The 21,395-nt window shown below is 73.3% G+C and carries 22 protein-coding genes; all 22 read right to left on the bottom strand.

Translation table 11 applies throughout. The features are described from left to right. Window positions 1-20: 20 nt before the first annotated feature. The 22 genes from ACO06A_RS11760 to ACO06A_RS11655 all read right to left on the bottom strand — a co-directional run bounded on the left by ACO06A_RS11760 (window position 21) and on the right by ACO06A_RS11655 (window position 21,383). The gene (locus ACO06A_RS11760) at window positions 21-509 is read right to left on the bottom strand and encodes a hypothetical protein (RefSeq protein WP_421732387.1); all 489 of its coding nucleotides are present in this window, start codon (window positions 507-509) and stop codon (window positions 21-23) included. Continuing rightward, entirely contained in the window at window positions 506-868 is a 363-nt protein-coding gene (locus ACO06A_RS11755; RefSeq protein WP_421732386.1) for a response regulator, read from the bottom strand. Before ACO06A_RS11755 ends, ACO06A_RS11760 begins: the two co-directional genes overlap by 4 nt. Next, window positions 865-1,350 carry a chemotaxis protein CheX gene (locus tag ACO06A_RS11750; RefSeq protein ID WP_421732385.1) on the bottom strand — a complete coding sequence of 162 codons (486 nt, stop codon included), beginning with the start codon at window positions 1,348-1,350 and terminating at the stop codon, window positions 865-867. Before ACO06A_RS11750 ends, ACO06A_RS11755 begins: the two co-directional genes overlap by 4 nt. Continuing rightward, window positions 1,347-1,730 carry a response regulator gene (locus tag ACO06A_RS11745; protein WP_421732384.1) on the bottom strand — a complete coding sequence of 128 codons (384 nt, stop codon included), beginning with the start codon at window positions 1,728-1,730 and terminating at the stop codon, window positions 1,347-1,349. Before ACO06A_RS11745 ends, ACO06A_RS11750 begins: the two co-directional genes overlap by 4 nt. After that, window positions 1,727-2,644, bottom strand: a complete 918-nt coding sequence (locus tag ACO06A_RS11740; protein ID WP_421732383.1) for a CheR family methyltransferase — start codon at window positions 2,642-2,644, stop codon at window positions 1,727-1,729. The genes ACO06A_RS11745 and ACO06A_RS11740 overlap by 4 nt, the downstream gene beginning before the upstream one ends. After that, window positions 2,635-3,759, bottom strand: a complete 1,125-nt coding sequence (locus ACO06A_RS11735; protein ID WP_421732382.1) for a protein-glutamate methylesterase/protein-glutamine glutaminase — start codon at window positions 3,757-3,759, stop codon at window positions 2,635-2,637. Before ACO06A_RS11735 ends, ACO06A_RS11740 begins: the two co-directional genes overlap by 10 nt. A 75-nt stretch (window positions 3,760-3,834) precedes the next feature. Further along, window positions 3,835-5,439, bottom strand: coding sequence for a methyl-accepting chemotaxis protein (locus ACO06A_RS11730; RefSeq protein ID WP_421732381.1), 1,605 nt, complete (start codon window positions 5,437-5,439; stop codon window positions 3,835-3,837). Continuing rightward, complete coding sequence (locus tag ACO06A_RS11725) at window positions 5,436-6,563, bottom strand: substrate-binding domain-containing protein (RefSeq protein ID WP_421732380.1); 1,128 nt, start codon at window positions 6,561-6,563, stop codon at window positions 5,436-5,438. Before ACO06A_RS11725 ends, ACO06A_RS11730 begins: the two co-directional genes overlap by 4 nt. Then, a complete protein-coding gene (locus ACO06A_RS11720) occupies window positions 6,563-8,194 on the bottom strand; it encodes a methyl-accepting chemotaxis protein (protein ID WP_421732379.1) in 1,632 nt (543 codons plus the stop codon). Before ACO06A_RS11720 ends, ACO06A_RS11725 begins: the two co-directional genes overlap by 1 nt. 139 nt (window positions 8,195-8,333) lie before the next feature. Further along, window positions 8,334-9,962: a methyl-accepting chemotaxis protein gene (locus ACO06A_RS11715; RefSeq protein WP_421732378.1), complete on the bottom strand. Its 1,629-nt coding sequence runs from the start codon at window positions 9,960-9,962 to the stop codon at window positions 8,334-8,336. A 122-nt stretch (window positions 9,963-10,084) separates the two neighbouring features. Continuing rightward, window positions 10,085-10,501, bottom strand: coding sequence for a chemotaxis protein CheW (locus ACO06A_RS11710; protein WP_421732376.1), 417 nt, complete (start codon window positions 10,499-10,501; stop codon window positions 10,085-10,087). Continuing rightward, a complete protein-coding gene (locus ACO06A_RS11705) occupies window positions 10,498-12,774 on the bottom strand; it encodes a chemotaxis protein CheA (RefSeq protein ID WP_421732375.1) in 2,277 nt (758 codons plus the stop codon). The genes ACO06A_RS11710 and ACO06A_RS11705 overlap by 4 nt, the downstream gene beginning before the upstream one ends. Window positions 12,775-12,819: 45 nt before the next feature. Beyond that, entirely contained in the window at window positions 12,820-13,092 is a 273-nt protein-coding gene (csrA, locus tag ACO06A_RS11700) for a carbon storage regulator CsrA (RefSeq protein WP_421732374.1), read from the bottom strand. Window positions 13,093-13,101: 9 nt separating this feature from the next. Then, window positions 13,102-14,190, bottom strand: coding sequence for a hypothetical protein (locus tag ACO06A_RS11695; RefSeq protein ID WP_421732373.1), 1,089 nt, complete (start codon window positions 14,188-14,190; stop codon window positions 13,102-13,104). Further along, entirely contained in the window at window positions 14,168-16,225 is a 2,058-nt protein-coding gene (locus tag ACO06A_RS11690) for a flagellar biosynthesis protein FlhA (RefSeq protein WP_421732372.1), read from the bottom strand. Before ACO06A_RS11690 ends, ACO06A_RS11695 begins: the two co-directional genes overlap by 23 nt. Then, window positions 16,222-17,421 (bottom strand): EscU/YscU/HrcU family type III secretion system export apparatus switch protein, encoded by a 1,200-nt coding sequence (locus ACO06A_RS11685; protein WP_421732371.1) that lies wholly within the window; start codon window positions 17,419-17,421, stop codon window positions 16,222-16,224. Before ACO06A_RS11685 ends, ACO06A_RS11690 begins: the two co-directional genes overlap by 4 nt. Further along, window positions 17,418-18,176: a flagellar biosynthetic protein FliR gene (locus tag ACO06A_RS11680; protein WP_421736054.1), complete on the bottom strand. Its 759-nt coding sequence runs from the start codon at window positions 18,174-18,176 to the stop codon at window positions 17,418-17,420. Before ACO06A_RS11680 ends, ACO06A_RS11685 begins: the two co-directional genes overlap by 4 nt. Before the next feature lie 10 nt (window positions 18,177-18,186). Then, window positions 18,187-18,459, bottom strand: a complete 273-nt coding sequence (gene fliQ / locus ACO06A_RS11675) for a flagellar biosynthesis protein FliQ (protein WP_421732370.1) — start codon at window positions 18,457-18,459, stop codon at window positions 18,187-18,189. Between the two features lie 2 nt (window positions 18,460-18,461). Beyond that, window positions 18,462-19,229, bottom strand: a complete 768-nt coding sequence (gene fliP, locus ACO06A_RS11670; protein ID WP_421732369.1) for a flagellar type III secretion system pore protein FliP — start codon at window positions 19,227-19,229, stop codon at window positions 18,462-18,464. Continuing rightward, a complete protein-coding gene (locus tag ACO06A_RS11665; protein ID WP_421732367.1) occupies window positions 19,181-19,693 on the bottom strand; it encodes a FliO/MopB family protein in 513 nt (170 codons plus the stop codon). Before ACO06A_RS11665 ends, fliP begins: the two co-directional genes overlap by 49 nt. After that, window positions 19,693-20,427 (bottom strand): flagellar motor switch protein FliN, encoded by a 735-nt coding sequence (fliN, locus tag ACO06A_RS11660; RefSeq protein WP_421732366.1) that lies wholly within the window; start codon window positions 20,425-20,427, stop codon window positions 19,693-19,695. The genes ACO06A_RS11665 and fliN overlap by 1 nt, the downstream gene beginning before the upstream one ends. Beyond that, window positions 20,424-21,383, bottom strand: a complete 960-nt coding sequence (locus tag ACO06A_RS11655) for a flagellar motor switch protein FliM (protein WP_421732364.1) — start codon at window positions 21,381-21,383, stop codon at window positions 20,424-20,426. Before ACO06A_RS11655 ends, fliN begins: the two co-directional genes overlap by 4 nt. Window positions 21,384-21,395 lie beyond the last annotated feature (12 nt).

The raw sequence follows: 21,395 nt of genomic DNA, 5'->3' as shown, positions 1-21,395 counted from the left end.
GGACAGTCCGTGACAGGCGCTCACAGGACCAGGAGGGAGAACCTGCCTGCTCCGTAGCCGGCCACCTCGACGTCCAGGTCCGTGCGGCGCACGTACGCGAGCACCCACGTGGCGACGTCGGCGGGCACCGGGTGGCGGGGCTCGTAGAGCACGTCGAGCCGGACGTGGGGGGCACCCTCGGCGTTGAACAGGGATGCCATCACGTTGAGCACCTCGCCGGCGTTCTCGGAGAGGGCGGGCGGCAGGACGCCCTCCGTGACGGCGTCGGCCGCCACCCGCACCGGCACCAGGCCGAGCGCCGCGCCGATGTACGCCGCGAGCGGCAGGTCCAGCAGGACGAGCGCGGACAGGGCGTGCCGGTTGTCCACGAAGACGCCGACCAGGGTGCCGTCGCCGTCCTTGGGGTCGAGCATCGCGCCCCCGGTGGTCACCTGCACGTCGCGGCCGATGAGCCCCTCGACCAGCTCGCGGACGTCCTTCGCGGACGGCAGCGGCGTCTGCGCGCTCATGCCAGCACCGGGTCGATGACCTCGCGGAACGCCTCGGGCGTGAACGGCTTGGCGATGAGGAACAGGGCGCCGGCGGCCTCCGCCTGCGCGCGCATCTCCGGCGACCCCTCGGAGGTGACGAAGCCGAACGGAGTCGCGAACCCCTCGGCGCGCAGGCTGCGCAGCAGGTCGATGCCGCTGAGGTTCGGCATGTTCCAGTCCGACAGGACCACGTCGGGCTCGTCGGCCCGGATGGCCTCCAGCGCCTCGGCGCCGTCGGCCGCCTCGCGGACGTCCCAGTCGTAGCCGGCCTGACGCAGGGTGCGGATGACGATCTGCCGCATCACGCGGCTGTCGTCGGTGACGAGGACTCGGATCATGAGAGGCGGGTTCCTTCCGGGAGAGCGGGCTGGGCGAACGCCCACACGGCGACGACCAACGGGCGGCCGCGCCAGGACAGCGGGAGCTCCTGCACGAGCCGGGCGCCGGGCACGTGAGGAGCGCTGGGGGCCACCTGCGGCAGGCCGAGGCTGCCCTGGAGCGGCAGGAGCGACTTCACGTTGCCGCCGACGACGTTGGCCACCTCGCCGAACGCGTCGACCAGGTCGAGCGACGTGACCACCTCGTCGTCGGGCATGCCCAGGAGGGCGCGCGTGAGGTCGCTCGCCGTCGTGCCGGACGTCCGCAGCTCCGCGCGACCCGGCCACGGGCCGTGCAGGTCCACCCAGGCGACGACGGCGTCCTCGATCTCCGGCAGCTCGCCGGGCCACGGCTGGAGCAGGCCCTCGTCGCCGTCGACCATGGCGGCGAAGACCTCCTGCGCGATGGCGAGGACCTGGTCGTGCTCGACGACGGTGCTCATGCGTGCTCCTCGACCGCGACGAGCCCGAGCAGGTCGAGCTTCCCGCGGATGGCGTCGGGGGTGAACGGCTTGATGAGGTACTCGTGGGCTCCCGCGGCGAGCGCGCGCACGATCTGGCCCTGCTCGCTCTCGGTCGTCACCATCATCAGCGTGATGCTGCGCCACGCCGGGTTGGCGCGGACCTCGGAGACGAACGTGAGCCCGTCCATCACGGGCATGTTCCAGTCGATGCAGGCGAGCTCGACATGGAGACCGTCCTCGAGCAGGTCGAGCGCCGCGCGGCCGTGCTCGGCCTCGTACGTCTCGAAGCCGAGGGGGTGCAGGGCCCCCGACACGATGCGCCGCATCGTGCGTGAGTCGTCGATCACGAGCGCTCTCATGGTGCTCCTCGGGTCAGCACGGGGGCGGGGACGGCGGGCGTGGGGACGGACCACGTCGCGGTCCGGGGCTGCGGGAGGCCCGGCGCGGCGGCGGGTACCGGGCGGACGGGGCGGTAGATCGAGCCGACGCCGGCGGGCATGCGCACCCAGTCGTCGTCGACCCCGATGGTGGTCTCGGCGGCGCCCAGCAGCAGGGCACCGTCCGGGCGCAGCACCTGGCGCAGGCGGCGCAGGATCGCGCGCTTGGTGGGCAGGTCGAAGTAGATGAGCACGTTGCGCAGGAACACCACGTCGAACGGACCACCGGCCGGGGGCGCGTCGAGCAGGTTGTGCGCGCGGAACGTCACGGTCGACCGCAGCTGCTGGGCGACCTCCCACCCGGCACCCGCTCGCCCGAAGTGCCTCACGAGCATCGGCGCCGGCAGACCACGGTTGACCTCGAGCTGGCTGTAGTGGCCCGCCCGCGCGCGGGTGAGCACCTGCTCCGACAGGTCCGTCGCGAGGATGTCGAACGTGGCGCTCGACGGCAGGCAGTCCGCCAGCGTCATCGCGATCGAGTACGGCTCCTGGCCGGTGGAGCACGCGGCGGACCACACCCGCAGGCGGGTGGCCGGCCCGCGGGTGGCGACCACCGCCGGCACGACCGTGGAGCGCAGCGCCCCGAACGGGGTGGAGTCGCGGAACCAGGAGGTCTCGTTGGTGGTCAGCGCCTCCACCACGCGGACGAGGTCGGCCTCGCGGCCCCCGCCGCGGACACGCATCACGTAGGCGTCGACGTCGACGATCCCCTCCTCGCGCGCCAGCGGCAGCAGCCGGCTCTCCACGAGGTACTCCTTGCCGGGCGCCAGCTGGATGGCGCTGCGCCGCCGCACCAGGTCGGCGACGAAGGAGAACGACTCCGGGCTCAGGCCCATCGGGCGCTCCTGTCGCCGGCGTGGGCCTCCGCGAGCACCCGTTCGATCGCCGGCGCCACCTCCAGCAGCGGGAGGATGCGGTGGGCGAAGCCGGCTGTCGCGACCGCGCCGGGCATCCCCCACACGACGCTCGTGGCCTCGTCCTGCACCAGCACGGTCCCGCCCGCACCGACCACGTCCTCGCAGCCGGTCCGGCCGTCGGCGCCCATGCCCGTGAGCACGACCGCGAGCAGGTCGCCGCCGAGCACCCGGACCGCGGAGCGGAACAGGACGTCGACCGACGGGCGGCAGAAGTTCACGGGCGGTCCGTCGGTGAGCACGGTCCGCACGGTGTCGCCGCGGCGGTGCAGCTCGAGGTGGCGGTCGCCGGGGGCGACGTGCACGGTGCCCGGACGCAGCTCGGCGCCGTCCTCGGCCTCCACCACGCGCGCCGGGCCGAGCCGGTCGAGCCGGGCGGCCAGCTGGCGGGTGAACACCGGGGGCATGTGCTGGACCACGAGCACCGGGACCGACGGCGGGGTGGTCAGTGCGGCGACCAGCTTGGACAGCGCCTCCGGGCCGCCGGTCGACGAGCCGACGACGACGGCGCGGACGGGGTGCGGGGCGGGTTCCGGACGGACCACGACGCGCGTCCGTGCGGGCGTCGGCAGGGCCGCGAGCCGCGTGGGCGTCGCCGCCGCGGTGCCGATCGGGCCCCGGCTGCGGGCGGGTCCGACCAGCGCTTTGATCTTGGGGATCAGGTTGTGCGCGACCTGCGCGAGCGACTCCTGGACGCTGCCGACGTTGGCCGGCTTGGTCACGTAGTCCTGGGCGCCCGCGACGAGCGCGTCCAGGGTGGCGGACGCGCCCCGCTCGGTGAGCGTGGAGAACATGACGATCGGCATCCGGTACCCGGAGCGGCGCAGCTCGCGGACCGCCTCGATGCCGTCCATCTCCGGCATCTCGATGTCCATCGTCACCAGGTCGGGGGCCAGCTGGGCCACCTTCGTCTGGGCCAGCTTCCCGTTGGCCGCGACCCCGACGACCTCGATCTCCGAGTCCCTCGACAACGCGTCGGTGACGAGTCGGCGGACGACGACCGAGTCGTCGACCACCAGCACGCGGATCCTCGTCACGGTTCCTCCTGGGTCTGTCACCGGGATTCCGGCGTCGTGCTGCCTATCGGCGCGGGCGGAGGGGTTGTGAGCGGGTCAGAAGGTGAAGGCGGAGACCCGGTCGCGCAGGCGGTGCGACAGGATCGCGAGCTCGTCGACCTGTCCGCCGACCTCGTCGAGCACGTCGCTGCTGCTCTGGGCCGCGGCGGCCACCCCCGTGATGTTCACGGCGATCTCCCCCGAGCCGGTCGCGGCCTCGGCCACGCCCCGCGACATCTCGTTCGTCGTCGCCGTCTGCTCCTCGACCGCGGACGCGATGGTCAGCTGGAAGTCGTTGATGGACGTGACGATGGCGCTGATCTCCGCGATCGCGGACACCGCCCCCGCGGTCTCCAGCTGGATGGCCTCGACCCGGCGCGCGATGTCCTCGGTGGCGCGGGCCGTCTCCGACGCGAGCTCCTTGACCTCCCCCGCGACGACCGCGAACCCCTTGCCGGCCTCACCGGCGCGCGCGGCCTCGATGGTCGCGTTGAGCGCCAGCAGGTTGGTCTGCGCCGCGATGCTGGTGATCGTCTTGACCACGTTGCCGATCTGCTGGCTGGACTCCCCGAGCCGGGCGACCTGCTGGTTGGTGGCCTCGGCCACGCCGGTCGCCTTGTGCGCCACCTTGGCGGCCTCCGTGGCGTTCTGCGCGATCTCCCGGATGGAGGCGCCCATCTGCTCGGCACCCGCCGCGACCGCCTGGACGTTGCGGCTGACCTGCTCGGCCGCCGCGGCGACCACCCCGGCCTGCGCGCTGGTCTCCTGCGCCGCACCGGCCACGCGGCCGTTGGACTGCGTGAGCTGCTCGGCCGAGGCCGCGACGCCGGCCGCGGTCTCCACGACCCCCGCGAGCGTGGCCCGCAGGGACGTCTGGGCACGGGTGAGCGACGCGGCCATGCGACCGGTCTCGTCGCCCGACTCGACCGGGGAGGCCACGGTCAGGTCGCCGTCCGCCATGGCGTCGAGCGAGGCCTGCACGCCGCGGACCGCACGGGTGATCCGGCGGGTGACCGCCGTGGCGAGCGTCCCGGACAGCAGGGCACCGAGCACGAACGCGACGGCGAGCACCACGATCGTCTGGTCCACCTCGGCCTGGCCAGCGGCGAGGATCTCGTCGACCTGCGCGTCCACCTGGCCCTGCGCGAGCGCGAGGGGCCGGCCGGCGGCGTCGGGGTCCGCGGCCGCGCTGGCCCGGATCGCCGCGCCGAGACCGGCCTGGTCACCGGCCTGCACGAACGGCAGCAGCGTGGCGTCCCGGTAGGCGACCCAGGCCGCCCAGCGCTCGACGAAGTCAGCCCACTGCGCGGTCTCGGCCTGCGGGAACTCCTCGATCACGGCGATCTGCCGGGCGACGTCGCCGTCCACCCAGGCCGCCGACGTGAGCAGCTGGGTGCGGACCGCGGGGTCCGGTGCCTCGACCGCGCGGTGCACCAGCAGGTGGCTGCGGGCCTGCGCGGTGCGCAGCTCGGCCATCGCCGACTGCAGCCGGCCGGTGAGCGCGGACATGTCCTGCAGGTGCTCGCCGGCGCGGTAGAGCGCGACCGCGCCGGCGCCGCCGACCAGCCCGAACATGGTGCCCAGCACCACGAGGGCCGTCGCGATCTTGGCGCCGATGGGCCGGTCCCAGAACCAGCGGGCGCGCGTGCGGGTCGTCGTCACTTCGATCCTCCAGCGGGCGGGGTGCCCAGCTCGTCCTGCGAGTAGTAGCCGCCGGCCACGAGGACCTCGCGGTAGTTGTCGAGCGTGACCAGCTGCGGGGCCAGCAGGTAGGACGGGACCACCCGCACGCCGTTGTCGTACGACGTGGTGTCGTTCACCTCGGGCTCGTCGCCGGCCAGCAGGTCGCGCACCATCTGCACGGCCACCTCGGCCAGCTGCTGGGTGTCCTTGTAGACGGTCGCGTACTGCTCGCCCGCGACGATCGAGCGCACCGAGGCGAGCTCGGCGTCCTGACCGGGGACCACCGGCAGGGCCGGCCCGTCCCCGCCGTAGCCGAGGCCCGAGCGAGCCGCGTCCAGGAGGGCGACCGCGATGCCGTCGTTCGGGGCGAGGATCCCGTCCAGGTGCAGGCCGGCCAGGTACGGACCGGTCAGGGTCTGCAGGCGCGCCGCCGCGGTCTCGCCCTTCCAGCCGGGCGTCCCCACGGTGGCGAAGTCGGTCTGGCCGGACGGAACGACGAGCACGCCGGAGTCGAGGTACGGCTGGAGCACCGACATGGCGCCCTGGTAGAACACCGTGGCGTTGTTGTCGTCGGGCGAGCCGGCGAAGATCTCGACCGCCCACGGCCCGGGGGCCGCCGTCCGGGCTCCCGACGCGTCGATCGCGCCGAGGCCGGTGAGCAGGGCGTTCGCCTGCAGGACGCCGACGCTCCAGTTGTCGAACGAGGCGTAGTAGCCGACGTCCGGGCTGTCCCGGATGAGCCGGTCGTAGGACAGGATCGCGATCCCGGCCTTCGCCGCCTGGGAGAGCACGGCGCGGAGCTTGCTGCCGTCGACGGCACCGACCACCAGGGCGTCCGCCCCGGCGTCGATCATCGCCGTGATCTGCGCGATCTGGGTGTCCACGTCGTCGTCGGCGTACTCGAGGTCGACGTCGTAGCCGAGCGATGCGAACTGCGCCTGCAGGTTCTCGCCGTCACCGATCCAGCGCTCCTGCACGGTGGTCGGCATCGCGACACCGACCAGCTGGGTCTCGTCCTGCGCCGCCTCGGGTCCGGCACAGCCGGCCGCGAGCAGACCGACCGCCACCAGCACGGCCGCCGTGCGCATCGTCCGCGCGCCCATCAGAAGGTGAACGCCGAGACGCGGGTGCGCAGGTCGGTGGACAGGCGGGCGAGCTCGCCCACGGCCTGACCCATCTGACCGAGCACCTCCGAGGACGACGCCGCCGACGAGGCGACCCCACCGATGTTCACCGCGATCTCCCCCGACCCCGTGGCCGCCTCCGCGACCCCCCGCGACATCTCGTTCGTCGTCGCGGTCTGCTCCTCGACCGCCGACGCGATCGTCAGCTGGTAGTCGTTGATCGAGGCGATGATCGCCGCGATCTGCCCGATCGCCGCCACCGCACCCGTGGTGTCCGCCTGGATCGCCTCCACCCGCCGCGCGATGTCCTCCGTAGCCCGCGCCGTCTCCGAGGCCAGCTCCTTGACCTCCCCGGCCACCACCGCGAACCCCTTACCCGCCTCACCCGCACGCGCCGCCTCGATCGTGGCGTTCAACGCCAACAAGTTCGTCTGCTCCGCGATGCTCGTGATCGTCTTGACCACATTCCCGATCTGCTGGCTGGACTCCCCCAACCGAGCCACCTGATCGTTCGCCGACTCCGCCGCCGCCGTCGCCTGACCAGCCACCTTCGCCGCCAGGTTCGCGTTCTGCGCGATCTCCCGGATCGAGGCACCCATCTGCTCCGCACCCGCAGCCACCGCCTGCACGTTGCGGCTCACCTGCTCCGCAGCCGCAGCCACCACACCCGCCTGCGCCGACGTCTCATCCGACCCCGCAGCCACCTGGCTCGACGACGCCGAGAGCTCCTCCGCGGCGGACGCCACCGTCTCGGCCGTCTCCACGACGCCACCGAGTGCGGCACGCACCGACTCCTGCGCCTTGTTCAGCGCGTGCGCCATCCGGCCCAGCTCGTCGTCGGAGACCACGTCGGCGCGCACCGTGAAGTCACCGGCCGCCATCGCGTTGAGGGACTTCCGCACGCGCTGCACCGCAGCGAGCACGTTGCCGGCGATGGCGAAACCGAGCACCAGGGTCACGACGAGCGCGATGCCCAGGCTGACCATGAGGATCACGGCCGCGCGGTTGGCCTCGTCGGAGGACGCGTCCGCGAGCCCGTCGGTGTAGGCGACCGTGCCGGTGACGATCCCGTCGAGGTCGGCCACGAAGGTGTCGATCAAGGGCTGGCTGACGGTCTCCAGGACCCGCGTGTAGGACTCCATGTCCGCGGCCGTCGCGGCCGGCACCAGCTGCTCGTCCCGGGCGGTCAACCACGCCGCGTAGTCGGTGACGAAGGCCTGCCAGTTGGGGTCGACGGCGGCCTCGGACGCGTTGTAGGCGTCCATCGCGGCGGCCATCTCGGCGTCGTTGGCCTGCTGCTTGGCCAGCCACGCCTGCTCCAGGGCGGGGTCGTCCGCCGCCGCGAGCTGGGCGACGACGAGCCGCGCCTGCGCCTGGCCCAGCTGCACCTCGACGCGGGTGCCGACGATGTCGGACTGGATGACCGCGAGGGTCTCCACATCGGCCGCGGCGCCGCGCAGCGCGGTCACGGCGTAGGCGCCGGACGCGAGGGCCACGGCGGCGAGCAGGAGGATCGCGGTGAGGATCTTGGTGCGCACAGAGCGGTTCCGGAACCACGACCCGGAGCGGCGGGAGGCCGGGACGGTGCTCGACGGGTGGGTGGTGCTCATGGGGCTGGCTCCTCGGTGTGCGCGATCTGGCGTCGGCCCACCGATCGGCCGGATCCGCACGGAAATGAGCCCTCGCGCGACGACGCCCCGCCGCGGTGCGCGGCGGGGCGTCGGTCTGCCTCGGTCTGTCCGGTACCGCTCAGAAGGTGAAGGCGGACACCCGGGTGCGCAGGTCGGTGGACAGGCGGGCGAGCTCGCCCACGGCCTGACCCATCTGACCGAGCACCTCCGAGGACGACGCCGCCGACGAGGCGACCCCACCGATGTTCACCGCGATCTCCCCCGACCCCGTCGCCGCCTCCGCGACCCCCCGCGACATCTCGTTCGTCGTCGCGGTCTGCTCCTCGACCGCCGACGCGATCGTCAGCTGGTAGTCGTTGATCGAGGCGATGATCGCCGCGATCTGCCCGATCGCCGCCACCGCACCCGTGGTGTCCGCCTGGATCGCCTCCACCCGCCGCGCGATGTCCTCCGTAGCCCGCGCCGTCTCCGAGGCCAGCTCCTTGACCTCCCCGGCCACCACCGCGAACCCCTTACCCGCCTCACCCGCACGCGCCGCCTCGATCGTGGCGTTCAACGCCAACAAGTTCGTCTGCTCCGCGATGCTCGTGATCGTCTTGACCACATTCCCGATCTGCTGGCTGGACTCCCCCAACCGAGCCACCTGATCGTTCGCCGACTCCGCCGCCGCCGTCGCCTGACCAGCCACCTTCGCCGCCAGGTTCGCGTTCTGCGCGATCTCCCGGATCGAGGCACCCATCTGCTCCGCACCCGCAGCCACCGCCTGCACGTTGCGGCTCACCTGCTCCGCAGCCGCAGCCACCACACCCGCCTGCGCCGACGTCTCATCCGACCCCGCAGCCACCTGGTCCGACGACGCCGACAGCTCCTCCGCGGCCGCCGCCACGGTCTCCGAGGTCTCGACCACGCCGGCCAGGGTGCGCTGGAGCGAGTCCTGCGCGATGGTCAGCGAGGTCGCCATGCGGCCGACCTCGTCGCGGCTGTGCACGTCGGCGCGGACGGTCAGGTCGCCGCGGGCAAGGGCATCGAGCGACCCCTGCACCCGCTGGACCGACTTGCGGATCGCGCCGGCCACCACCGCACCGAGCGCGGTGACCCCGATGATCGCGAGCAGCAGCGTGGTGATCAGCACCATCGACGCCTTGCCCGCCTCGCTCCGCGCCTCGTCGGCGATGCCCTGGGCGTACTCGTCGCCGGCGACCGCCGCCGCGTCGAGCGCGTCGACGTAGGTGGACTTCAGCGGCTCGGTGACCTCGGTGAGCACCTGCTCGTACAGCACGGAGTCGCCGCTCGTCGCGGCCGGCACCAGCTGCTCGTCGCGGGCCGCGCGCCAGGCGTCGAACCCGGCACGGAAGTCGGCCCAGGTGGGCACGACGCTGCCGCCCGCTGCCTCGAACTCGGCGATGGCCGCGTCGATCTCGGCGTCGTTGTCCACCTGCTCCTGGAGCCAGTGCTCCTGGGCCTCGGGGCTGCGCGTCGCGCCGAGCTGGGCGACGATCATGCGGGCCTTGAGCTGGTCCTGGTGGACGGTGCTCAGCGGCGCCATGATCGTCGTCACCGTCGTCGAGAGCTCCTCGGTCTGGCCCGCCATCCCCTCCATGGTCAGCAGCGCGTAGACGCCGGACCCCGCGGACGTGATCGCGAAGATCGCGGTGAGAGCAAGGATCTTGGTGCGGACCGACCGGTCGGCGAACCACGCCCCGCGGCGCGTGGTCCGAGCGTCGGCCAGGGGCTGGGTCGTCGACATGGGAGGGCTCCTTCACGAGGCCCCCGGTGGGCCTTCCAGCCCAGCCGATCGGTCGGGCGGACCCGTCGGTGAGTCGTGCAGGAGGGTGAACATCGGGGCACACAGGTTGCCCCGAGCAGGCGTCAGGCCGCGGCGGCCTGGTCGACGTCCAGCACCAGCAGCAGCCCGGCCTCGAGCTTGTGGGCGCCGAGGATGAGCGAGCGGAGCGCGGCGTCGAGCGTGTCCGGGGGCCCTTCGAACGAGCCCGGGCCCACCTCGACCACGTCACCGATCTCGTCGACCAGCAGGCTGACGGGCTCACCGTCCACCTGGACCACGACCATCATCGGCTCGGTCAGGTCGGCGCGGCCGGACAGCCCCAGCCGGGTGCGCAGGTCGATCGTGAGGACCACCTGGCCCCGCAGGTTGACCAGGCCGGCGACCGTCGGCGGCGCCAGCGGCACCCGCGTGCGGACGTGCGAGCGCAGGGCCTCCTGCACGCGCACCACGTCGATCCCGTAGAGGCTGCCGTCCAGCGTGAACGTCACGTACTGGCTCATCGTCCGGCTCCCACCAGGTCGGGGTGACCGGGGAGCCCGGCGAGCACGTCGAGCTCGTCGGACGACGTCGGTGCGTTGTCGTAGAAGGCGTGGTCGGCCGCGAGGATCGCGGTCCGGACGTCGAGCAGCTCGGTGACGCGCTCGCCCAGGACGGTCGAGCCGACCAGGCCGTGGTCCTCGATGTCCGAGTGGCGCGAGACGTCGTCGTCGACGATGTCGACGATCTCGTGCACCACCAGGCCGACGCTGCGGCCGGCGCGGCTGTAGACGACCACCAGCAGCTCCTCGCCCAGCTCGTCGCCGTAGCCGCCGAGCACCCGGTCGAGCCGGGCCAGCGGCAGGATCGTCCCGCGGTACTGGACCACCTCGCGTCCGCCGACGAGCTCCACGTGCGCGGCCTTGACGTGCTCCAGGCGGGCCACGGACGCGAGCGGCATGGCCACCCGACGACCACCGCCGATGCCGACGACGAGCACCTGCTCCATCGGCACGGTGCGCGTGGCAGCCTCCTGCGCACGGCGGGCGGCCTCGGCGCTGACCTGCTCGAGTACCCCGACCAGCGCGCGGCGCGCGATCGCCTGCACGTCGAGGATGAGCGCGACGCGCCCGTCCCCGAGCACGGTGGCCCCCGCGTACCCGCCGATGGACTTCAGGCGCGCCGAGAGCGGCTTGACCACGATCTCCTCGGTGTTGAGCACCCGGTCCACCAGCAGCCCGAAGCGCTGGTGGTCCGCCTGCACGACCGCGATCACGCTCGAGCCCTCGCTCGGGCCGTCCTCGACGCCCAGCACCGCCGCGAGCGACACCAGTGGCAGCAGCTCGCCGCGCAGCCGGTAGACGGGGGCGGCGTGCACGTACTCGATCCCGGAGCCCGAGCGCTGCCCGTCGAGGGCGACGAGCTCGAGCAGGTTCACCTGCGGCACCGCGTAGAGGTCACCCGAGCACTCCACCGTGAGCGCCGGCATGATCGCCAGCGTCAGCGGGATGCGCAGGCGCCACACGGTGCCGGAGCCGACGGTGGAGTCCACGTCGACGGTGCCGCCGATGGCCTCCACCTTGGTGCGGACGACGTCCATGCCGACCCCGCGGCCGGACACGTTGGTGACCGCCTCGGCGGTGGAGAAGCCCGGCAGGAAGAGCAGCTGGAGCAGCTCGGCGTGGCTGACCGCGGCGAGCTGGTCCGCGGTGCGCAGACCCTTCTCGACGGCCTTGGCCGCGACGCGCTCGGGGTCGATGCCCTGGCCGTCGTCGGCGACCTCGACCACGACCTGGCCACCCGCGTGGTACGCCCGCAGCGACAGCACGCCCCGAGGCGCCTTGCCGGCGGCGACGCGCACGTCGGACGGCTCGATGCCGTGGTCGACCGCGTTGCGCACCAGGTGGGTCAGCGGGTCCTTGACCGCCTCGAGCAGGCTGCGGTCCAGCTCGGTGTCGCCACCGGTCATCTCCAGCTGCACCTCGCGGCCGCACGCGGCTGCCAGGTCCCGCACGATGCGCGGCATCTTGGACCACACGTGCTCGATGGGCTGCATGCGCGTCTTCATGACGCCCTCCTGCAGCTCACCGGCGATGAGGTTGAGGCGCTGCGCCGAGCGCGCGAGGTCGACGTCGTCGGTCCCGGCCGAGAGGCGGCTGATCTGGTTGCGGGCGAGGACCAGCTCGCCCACCTGCCGCATGAGGGCGTCGAGGAGCTCGACGTCCACGCGGATGGAGGTGTCGGCGGCGCTGCGCAGCACACCGACCTCCTCGGGGAGGTGCTCGGCGACGGGGGCGGAGGGCTGGGCGGGGACGACGGGGCTGCGCTCGACGATGATGCTCGACGCGGTCGCGACGACCGGCTCGATGACCGCCTCGACGACAGGCTCGGGCTCGGGCTGTGCCGGAAGGCGTCCGTCGCGGACCGCCTCGACCGCCTCGATGACGGCGTCGACGCTCACGTCACCCTCCGTGCCGTCCGCCTCGATCGCGGCGAGGATCTCGCGCACGACGTCCGTGAGGCGCAGGAGCACGTCGGTGGTCGGCTGGTCCATGGACCGGCGTCCGTCGCGGAGCTCGACCAGCAGGTTCTCGCCGGCGTGCGCGACGCGCTCGAGGCGACCGAACGCGAGGAAGCCGCTGGTGCCCTTGATGGTGTGGATGGTCCGGAAGATGCTGCTCAGCAGCGGACGCGACCCGGGCGACTCCTCGAGCGCCACGAGGTCGCGGTCCAGCTGGTCGAGGTTCTCGTAGCTCTCGACCAGGAACTCACGGACGATCTCGTCGACGTCCTCCACGGTGCCCTCCAGCCCGCCGAGGACCCAGCGTCCCGGCGTCCGACCTCATCGGTCGGCGGGCGAGGTTCCTGAGGGGTCCGGCTGGGCAGGGGCGGGTGACACCAGGCGCCGCAGGGCCGCGGCCGTCCGGTCGTCCGCCGCGACCGCGTCCACGTTGGCGGCGGTGAGCGCGTCGAGCACCTCGGCCCGGTGCACGCGCACGTGCCGCGGGGCGTCGATCCCGATGCGCACGCCGTCGCTGCGGACCTCGATGACGGTGACGACGATGTCGTCACCGATCACGAGCCGTTCCCCCACGCGACGGCTGAGCACCAGCATGCGGTGACCCTACCCCGCGATCCCGCGTGGACCGCGATGCGCGTCGCCAGCGGGTCCGAGCGCCTGACCGAGCGCCGCCGCCCACGCCACGGTGGTCGCCGGGACGCCGTCCACCCACGCCACCGGCACTCCCAGGTCCAGGACCGTGCCGGGCTGGACGGTGTCGAACAGGCCGCGCACGGCGACCGCGTCGACGCCGACCTCTCCGCCCACCTGGGCCAGCCACGTCGCGGCGTCCACGGTCTTGGTGCGCGCGTCGACCACGGCCCAGACCTGGTCGGCGCGGGCGACGCGCAGGAGTGCCGCGGCATCGGCCCGGTCCGCGGCGTCGGGCCCCACCGCGATCGCGACGATCCCCGGGTGCGGGGCGAGCGTCGCCCGCTCGCGCCAGGTGGACAGCTCGTGGGCGCCCGCCGCCCGCGGCAGGCCGGTGGACGTGGCCGCGCGCGCGCCGGCGGCGACCACCGCGGAGCGCTCGAGGCGCAGCCGTTCGGCGAGCAGGAGGGCCACGGCGTCGACGTCCTCCTGGGTGCCGACCACCGCGATCACCTTCCCCGGTCCGCGGGGGGCGACCGGCGCGGCCGGCACGCGGGCCAGCACCGACGGGAGCGTCAGCGGGTCGCCGCCGAGCAGCCGGTCCGGCACTCCGAGGCCGCGCAGGGCCACCCGCAGCGGGTCCTCCGCGGCCGGCGCCGGGATCTCGATGTCGGCCGGCTCCGGGGTGCCCGCCATGGAGCGCATCTGGTCGAGGATCGCCGCGAAGGAGGGGGCGCCCGTCGAGACGGTGGGAACCGCGGGCGCGGCCGGGAGCTCGGGGGTCGAGCCGTCCGGCAGGGCGTCGTAGGCGTCGGCCGCCGCGAGCAGGTCCTCGATGCCGGCGGCCGGAGCCGGGGGTCCGCGGCGCGCCCGGGGGCGCGGGGTGGGGACCTCGGGCACGTCGACCGTCAGCTCGAACCGCTCGCGCGCGAAGAAGCCGGCCACGCCTCCGCTGCGCACCCGCTCGGCGCTGATCACCCGCGCCCCAGGGCCTAGCTCGTCACGCACCTGGGCCATGAGCCGCGCCAGGTCGCCGCCCTCAAGCAGCAATCGCGTGCCCACCACTCACCGCCCCGACGGTCTCCACCAGGGCGCCGACGCCCGTGACCTCGGCGTAGGACAGCACGGGGAGCCGCGGCAGGCCCATCGCGACGAGCCGGCGCAGGGCGGGACGGATCGCGGGGGCGCACGCGAGCACCACGGTGCGGCCGTCCTGCTCGGCGATGGCGACGGCGTCCCGCAGCTGCGCGAGCACCGACTCCAGCCGGGCGGGGTCGACCAGCAGGTGCGTGCCGTGCTCCGACGGCCGCAGCGACTCGACCAGCTGCTGCTCGAGCACGGCGTCCAGGGTGATCGCGCGCAGCGAGCCGTCCTGCACGTACAGGGCACCGAGGGCCGGGCCCAGCGCGGTGCGGGCGGCCTCGACCAGGCCCTCGGGGTCGGTGCTGACGCGCGCGCGCAGGGTCAGCGCCTCGTAGATCCGGCCGAGGTCGCGGATCGGCACCTCCTCGGTCAGCAGGCCCTGGAGCACGCGCTGCACCTCGCCCAGGCTGAGCAGCGTCGGGATGAGCTCCTCGACCACCGACGGGTTGACGCGCTTGACGCCCTCGGTGAGCACCCGCACGTCCTCGCGGCCGAGCAGGCGGGCCGCGTGCTGGCTGATGAGCGCGCCGAGGTGCGTGATGAGCACGGACACCCGGTCGACGACGGTCGCGCCCGACATCTCGGCCGCGTGCCGCAGCTCGGCCGGGATCCACTTGCCCGGCAGGCCGAACACCGGCTCGAGCACGGTGGTGCCGGGCAGGGAGCCGAGGTCGTCACCGAGCGCGAGCATCCGGCCCGCGGGCGCCTCGCCCCGGCCGACCTCGACGCCCGCGATGCGCACCACGTAGGTGGACCGCGGCAGGTCGACGCTGTCCCGGGTGCGCACCGGCGGCACGACGATCCCCAGCTCCAGGGCGGTCTTGCGCCGCAGGCCCCGCACGCGGGCGAGCAGGTCCTGGTCCGGGCCGGAGCCGACGAGGTCGACCAGGTCCGGCGACAGCAGGATCTCGAGCGTGTGCACGCGCATCTGCTCGATGAGCTGCTCCGGGCTGTCGCTGGCCGGTGCGGTGGCGGCGGTGACCGCTCCCGCCTGCTCGGCGGCCGACTCCTGGGCCGCGTTGGCGCGGGACCGCTGGGCCACCAGCAGCAGCGCGGTGCCGACCAGCAGGAACGGCAGCTTGGGCATGCCCGGGAGCAGCGCCAGTGCGATGGCGCCGACCCCCGCGATCACCAGGGCGGACCGGGACTGGCCCAGCTGCTTGGCGGCCGCGGTGCCCATGTCGCCCTCGGCCGTGGCGCGCGTGACGACGATGCCGGTGGACACCGAGAGCAGCAGCGCGGGGATCTGGGTGACCAGGCCGTCGCCGATGGTCAGCAGGCTGAACCGCTGGAGCGACTCCGCCGGGCTCATGCCCATCTGGAGCATCCCGATGGCGAAGCCGCCCACCAGGTTGATGACGGTGATGATGATGCCCGCGATCGCGTCGCCCTTGACGAACTTGGACCCGCCGTCCATCGCACCGTAGAAGTCCGCCTCCGCCGCGACGTCCGCCCGGCGCTGGCGCGCGGTGTCCTCGTCGATGAGGCCCGAGTTCAGGTCGGCGTCGATGGCCATCTGCTTGCCGGGCATCGCGTCGAGGGTGAACCGCGCGCCGACCTCCGCCACGCGCCCGGCGCCGTTGGTGATGACGACGAACTGGATGACCACCAGGATCAGGAAGATCACCAGGCCGATGACCAATGAGCCGCCGACGACGATGTGCCCGAACGCGTCGATGACCTGGCCGGCGTACCCGTCCCGGAGGACCAGCCGGGTCGAGGCCACGTTGAGCCCCAGCCGGAAGAGCGTGAAGACGAGGATCAGCGACGGGAACACCGAGAAGTCCAGCGGCCGCTTGACGTACATGCTGGTGAGCAGGATCACCAGCGACACCGTGATGTTGATCGCGATGAGCACGTCGAGCAGGGCCGCGGGCAGCGGCACCACCAGCATGAGGACGATGCCCACCACACCGGCGGGCACGGCCATCTGGGCGACGGGGCGGTTCTTCATCGGGTTCCCTGCTTGTCGGACGAGGCGGCGGACAGGGCCGGCGGGCGGGGTGCCCGGGCCGGCCGGCGGGCGGCACGAGCCGCGGACCGGTGGTCGGTGGTGTCGTCGGCGGGCAGCGTGGAGCCGCCGGGGACGCGGTGCTGGCCGGCGCCGGCGCCGCGGCGGCGCAGGGCCATCACGAACGCGAGCACGCGGGCGACCGCGGTGAACAGGTGCGCCGGGACCTCCTGGCCCAGCTCGCACGCGGCGTGCAGGGCGCGCGCCAGGGCGATGTCCTCGACCATGGGCACGCGACGCTCGGTGGCCTCGGCGCGGATGCGTGCGGCCACCGCGCCGGCCCCCTTGGCGACCACCTTGGGTGCACCGGAGCCGGGCTCGTACCGCAGCGCGACCGCGACGTGCGTCGGGTTGACCAGGACCACGTCGGCGGTGGCGACCTCCGACATCATGCGGTTGCGCGACATCGCCATCTGCTTGGAGCGGATGTGGCCCTTGAGCATCGGGTCGCCCTCGGTGCGCTTGTTCTCCTCCTTGAGCTCCTGGAGGGTCATCCGCGTCTGCTTGCGGTTGCGCCGCATGACGACCACCACGTCGGCGACCGCCAGCAGGATGCCCGCCGCGATGCCGGTGCGCAGGAGCGAGGCCGTGCCGTCGCCGGCCACACCGAGCAGGTGCGACAGGGGCAGCTGGCCCGAGGCCATGAGCGTGGGCACCAGCGCCTGGAGCCCGACCAGGAGCACGAGCGCGACCGCGCCGGTCTTGAGCAGCGTCTGGACGCCCTGCCACCAGGCCTGCCCCCCGACCAGCCGCTTGGCGGCGTTCACGGGCTTGAACTGGTCCACGTGGAGCGAGAACCGGCGCGGGTGGATGCCGCCCTGCGCCATGCCCACGGCCACGGTGACCAGCACCAGGACGACGAACAGCGGGGCGAGCGTCGTCAGCAGGGAGCGCAGGGCGTCGTCGAGCACCTGCACCGCACCGGCGGGCGTGGGGTTGCGAGCCACGTCGCGGACCATCGCCAGCTGGTCGAGCGCTGCGGCCTGCCCGCGGGTGATCACCATCGGCAGGGTGAGCACGGCGGCGCCCATCCCGATCCAGGCCGAGAGGTCCTGCGACCGCCCGAGCTTGCCCTTGCGGTGCACGTCCTTCATGCGCTGGTCGGTGGCCTTCTCGCTGCGTTCGCCGCTCTCGCTCACTGGGCCACCCCCAGCATCGCCTCGACCGAGCGTCCGGTCAGCCCCTCGATGACGGCGGGCAGCGCGAGGAACGCGAACGCGCCGAACGACAGGGTCAGCAAGATCTTCAGCGGGAAGCCCATCGCGAACGCGTTGAGCGCCGGCGCGACGCGGGTGAGCAGGCCGAGGCCGACGTCCGCGAGGAAGAGCACCACGAGCAGGGGCCCGGCGATCTGCATCGCGCCGACGAACATCTGGGACAGCCCGGTGGTCGCCGCCTCCCCGAGCGCGCCGAGGTCCAGCACCGCCCCGAGCGGGAGCGCGTCGAACGTGCGGACCAGGCCCGCGAGCACCACCTGGTACCCGTCGGTGACGAACAGCAGGACGACGGCCGCCATCTGGTAGAGCCGCTGGAACTGGGCGCCGCTGGTCATGCTCATGGGGTCGAACGCGGCCGCCATCTGGAACCCGCCGAACAGGTCGATGAGCGTGCCCGCCGACTGCACGGCCGAGAACGCCAGCATGACGAGGAAGCCGAACGCGGCACCGACGACCGCCTGCATCACCAGGGCGCCGACGAAGGCACCCGTCCCGTCGGCCGCCACGGGCTCGAGCCGCGGCGCGACCGCCAGCGCGAGCGCGAGCGCGAGGGTCACCTTGACGATGCTCGGCACGGAGCGCTGCGAGAACGGCGGGGCGATCACGAGGAACGCGACGATGCGCACGCCGGCGAGCATGGTGGTCTGGAGCCCGGCCAGCGGCAGCGCGAGGGAGATCGGGTCCACGTCAGCCGCCGACGAGCACAGGGATGCGCGCGAACAGGTCGTGCGTGAACGCGACGAGCTCCGAGATCATCCAGTGCCCGGAGACGACGAGGGCGATCGCCGCCGCGACGGCCTTGGGCACGAAGCTGAGCGTGACCTCCTGGATCTGCGTCACCGACTGCACCAGCGAGACGATGAACCCGACCACCAGGGCCGTGATGAGCACCGGCGCTGAGAGCTTCGCGGCGAGCACCAGGGCGTCGATGCCGACGTCGAGGACGGCGTTGGTGTCCACGGCTACCCCGCTCCCGTGTACGAGCCCACGAGCGACGTGACCACCAGGCCCCAGCCGTCGACGAGCACGAAGAGCAACAGCTTGAACGGCAGCGCGATCATCACCGGGGGCAGCATCATCATGCCCATCGACATCAGGGACGCCGAGACCACGAGGTCGATGACCAGGAACGGCACGAAGACGACGAAGCCCATGATGAACGCCGACCGCAGCTCCGACAGCAGGAACGCGGGGACCAGGGTGCCGAACGGGACCGCCGACGGGTCCTCCGGGTTCTCCAGCCCGGCCGCACGGGTCAGCAGGGCGATGTCCTGCTCGCGGGTGTGCTCGAGCATGAACGCCTGGAGCGGGCCCTTGCCGACGTCGATCGCCTCGGTGAACGTCGCGTCGCCCGCCAGGTAGGGCTGCACCCCGAGCTCGTTCACGTCCCCGATGACCGGCGCCATGATGAACAGGCTGAGGAAGAGCGCCAGGCCGGCCAGCACCTGGTTGGGCGGGACGCCCTGCAGGCCCAGCGCGTTCCGGGTGAACGACAGGACCACGAAGATCTTGGTGAAGCTGGTGGTCATCAGCAGCAGCGCGGGCGCTACCGAGAGCAGGGTGATCGCGAGCAGGACGACGATCGAGCTGCTCGGCGCTCCGTTGACGCCGTTGACCGCGACCGTGACGGTGTCGCCCAGCGCGGGGAGGTCCGGCGGTGTGGGCGGCGTGGGGGCGAAGATCATCGGCGCACCGTGCGGTCCTGGAGCGTGCGGACGGCCTGGCGCCACGTCTCGGGCGCGAGGATCGAGCCCTGGAGCGTCGACGCCTCATGCGCCCGCTCGAGGGCGGCGGGCTCCGGGGACGCGGTGTCGACCGACGCGGTCTCCAGCGACGGGGCCGGGCGCTGCGCGGGGACGCGACCGGCCACGGCGAGCGCGGACGCCACCCAGTCGCGGCGGGGCCCGGTCTGCTCGGCCACCGGATCGGGCAGGGGCTCGACGACGGGGCCGAGCTCGGTGAGCAGCGTGACCTGCTGGTCGCCGTAGCCCAGCAGCAGCCGGCGGTTGCCCACCGCGACGACCGCCACACCCGTGTGCCGGCCGACGGACTGACGGCCGACCAGCTTGACGACGTGCTCGCGCGAGGACCGCTGCGTCTGTCCGCCACCGAACCGGCGGCCGATGAACCAGATGAGCCCGACCACGCAGGTCAGGGCGAGCAGCACCCGCAGCACGAGCATCGTCGAGACCATCAGACGGTCGGCTCCGTGCCCGGCACGATCTCCGTCACGCGGATGCCGTAGGCCTCGTCGACGACGACGACCTCGCCGCGCGCGACGAGCCGCCCGTTGACCATGACGTCGGCGGGGCTGCCCGCGGTGCGGTCCAGCTCCAGCACGGCGCCGGGGGCGAGCTCGAGCACCTGGCGCACGGGCAGCCGCGTGCGGCCGATCTCCGCGGTCAGGACCATCTCGACGTCGTAGAGCATGCGCAGGTTGGCGCGCGGGGTCGCCGCGGCAGCGGTGGGTGCGACCACCCGGGGGCCGCGGACGCGCAGCGCGAACCACGCCACCGGCACCCCGGCCTGCTGGAGCGCGACGACGTGGGTGTCCGGGCCCAGCACGCCCGCGACGGGCTCGGACCGGCCGGGCTCGAGCACCCCGGCGCCGAGGACCTCGGCCGCGGCCTCGAGGGCGGGACGCAGGGCGTCGACGAGCGCGAGCGGCGTGCCGGCGGCTGCGCCGGACACCAGGGCGTCCTCGATGACGTCCGCCGCGACGAGGGCGAGCTCGGCGCTCGGCGAGCCGACAAACGACGCGACCAGGGCGGTCGCGCCGGCCGGCACGTCGGTGTGGTCCGCCGGCACGGCGACGAGCGCCACGGAGGACGGGACCAGCTCGGCGGCGGCGGTGGCGGCAGCGAGCGCGGTGGCCGCGGCGTCGACGTCGGCCGCCGTGCGTGCCGTCGGGACTTCGGTGACGTTCATGACGGGTTCTCCTCGACGGTGACGACACGGCAGGCAAGCCGGGACCCGTGGCTGCCGGCGGCGGCCTGGGCGAGCACGACCCCGTCGACGACCACGTCCAGCGGCTCGGTCGACGGGTGGGACAGGGGCAGCACGTCCCCCACCACGAGGTGGACGACGTCGCGCGGGTGGATGACCACGGGGCGGAAGCGCACGGAGACCTCGACGGGCACGTCCTGCACGGCTCGCTCGAGGTCGGCGTGGGCCAGCGCAGCGGCGCGGCGCTCGTCCTCGGAGCGGGCGACGGGACCGTCGGCCGCGCGCAGCGTGGCGAGCATCGTGTCGGCCGGGAGCATGAGCGTCAGGGCGTCCTCGCGCTCGCCGACGCGCAGGGTGAACGACGCGACCAGCACCGTGTCGGAGGCCCCGGCGGCCTGCACGAACTGCGGGTTGTACTGCACGCCGCGCACGGTCACGCCCAGCGGGGCCAGCCCGGCGAACGCGTACTCCAGGTCGCTCAGCGAGTGCTGGAGCAGGTCGCGCACGAGCGTGAGCTCGATCTCGGTGAGCTCGCGGCCCTCGCGGTCGTCGCCGCGCCCGTCGCCACCGAACAGGTAGTCGATCCACACCATCGTCGCGGCGACCGGGAGCTGGAGCATCGCCGTCTGCCGGGTCTGCGAGATCGTGCAGAGCACCATGGCCGTGGGCGTCGGCAGGAGGTTGACGTACTCGTCGTAAGTGCTGAGCTTCACCTCGTCGAACGTGAGGTGGGTCAGGGTGCGCAGGCGGGAGGTGAGCTGGTTGCCGAACTGCCGGCCGAACCGCTCGAACGCCATCTCCAGGTGCCGGGCGTGGTCGCGCGGGAGGGTGAGCGGACGACGGAAGTCGTACAGCTCGGGCTCTGCGGTACGACTGCGACGCACGGCAGACGCCGAAGCTGTCGCCGAGCGCGCGGGCATCGTGTCCTGGACCGTCACGTGCTGCCCATC

The sequence above is a fragment of the Cellulomonas sp. genome (genome assembly GCF_965229465.1).
Taxonomy (GTDB): Bacteria; Actinomycetota; Actinomycetes; order Actinomycetales; family Cellulomonadaceae; genus Cellulomonas.
This window is presented reverse-complemented; position numbering and strand designations above follow the sequence as displayed.

What these genes read in the sequence shown, in the direction of transcription:
- ACO06A_RS11760 (WP_421732387.1), bottom strand. Translation starts at nt 509, where the DNA reads ATGAGCGCGCAGACGCCGCTGCCGTCCGCGAAGGACGTCCGCGAGCTG.
- ACO06A_RS11755 (WP_421732386.1), bottom strand. Translation starts at nt 868, where the DNA reads ATGATCCGAGTCCTCGTCACCGACGACAGCCGCGTGATGCGGCAGATC.
- ACO06A_RS11750 (WP_421732385.1), bottom strand. Translation starts at nt 1,350, where the DNA reads ATGAGCACCGTCGTCGAGCACGACCAGGTCCTCGCCATCGCGCAGGAG.
- ACO06A_RS11745 (WP_421732384.1), bottom strand. Translation starts at nt 1,730, where the DNA reads ATGAGAGCGCTCGTGATCGACGACTCACGCACGATGCGGCGCATCGTG.
- ACO06A_RS11740 (WP_421732383.1), bottom strand. Translation starts at nt 2,644, where the DNA reads ATGGGCCTGAGCCCGGAGTCGTTCTCCTTCGTCGCCGACCTGGTGCGG.
- ACO06A_RS11725 (WP_421732380.1), bottom strand. Translation starts at nt 6,563, where the DNA reads ATGGGCGCGCGGACGATGCGCACGGCGGCCGTGCTGGTGGCGGTCGGT.
- ACO06A_RS11720 (WP_421732379.1), bottom strand. Translation starts at nt 8,194, where the DNA reads ATGAGCACCACCCACCCGTCGAGCACCGTCCCGGCCTCCCGCCGCTCC.
- ACO06A_RS11715 (WP_421732378.1), bottom strand. Translation starts at nt 9,962, where the DNA reads ATGTCGACGACCCAGCCCCTGGCCGACGCTCGGACCACGCGCCGCGGG.
- ACO06A_RS11710 (WP_421732376.1), bottom strand. Translation starts at nt 10,501, where the DNA reads ATGAGCCAGTACGTGACGTTCACGCTGGACGGCAGCCTCTACGGGATC.
- csrA (WP_421732374.1), bottom strand. Translation starts at nt 13,092, where the DNA reads ATGCTGGTGCTCAGCCGTCGCGTGGGGGAACGGCTCGTGATCGGTGAC.
- ACO06A_RS11690 (WP_421732372.1), bottom strand. Translation starts at nt 16,225, where the DNA reads ATGAAGAACCGCCCCGTCGCCCAGATGGCCGTGCCCGCCGGTGTGGTG.
- ACO06A_RS11665 (WP_421732367.1), bottom strand. Translation starts at nt 19,693, where the DNA reads ATGGTCTCGACGATGCTCGTGCTGCGGGTGCTGCTCGCCCTGACCTGC.
- fliN (WP_421732366.1), bottom strand. Translation starts at nt 20,427, where the DNA reads ATGAACGTCACCGAAGTCCCGACGGCACGCACGGCGGCCGACGTCGAC.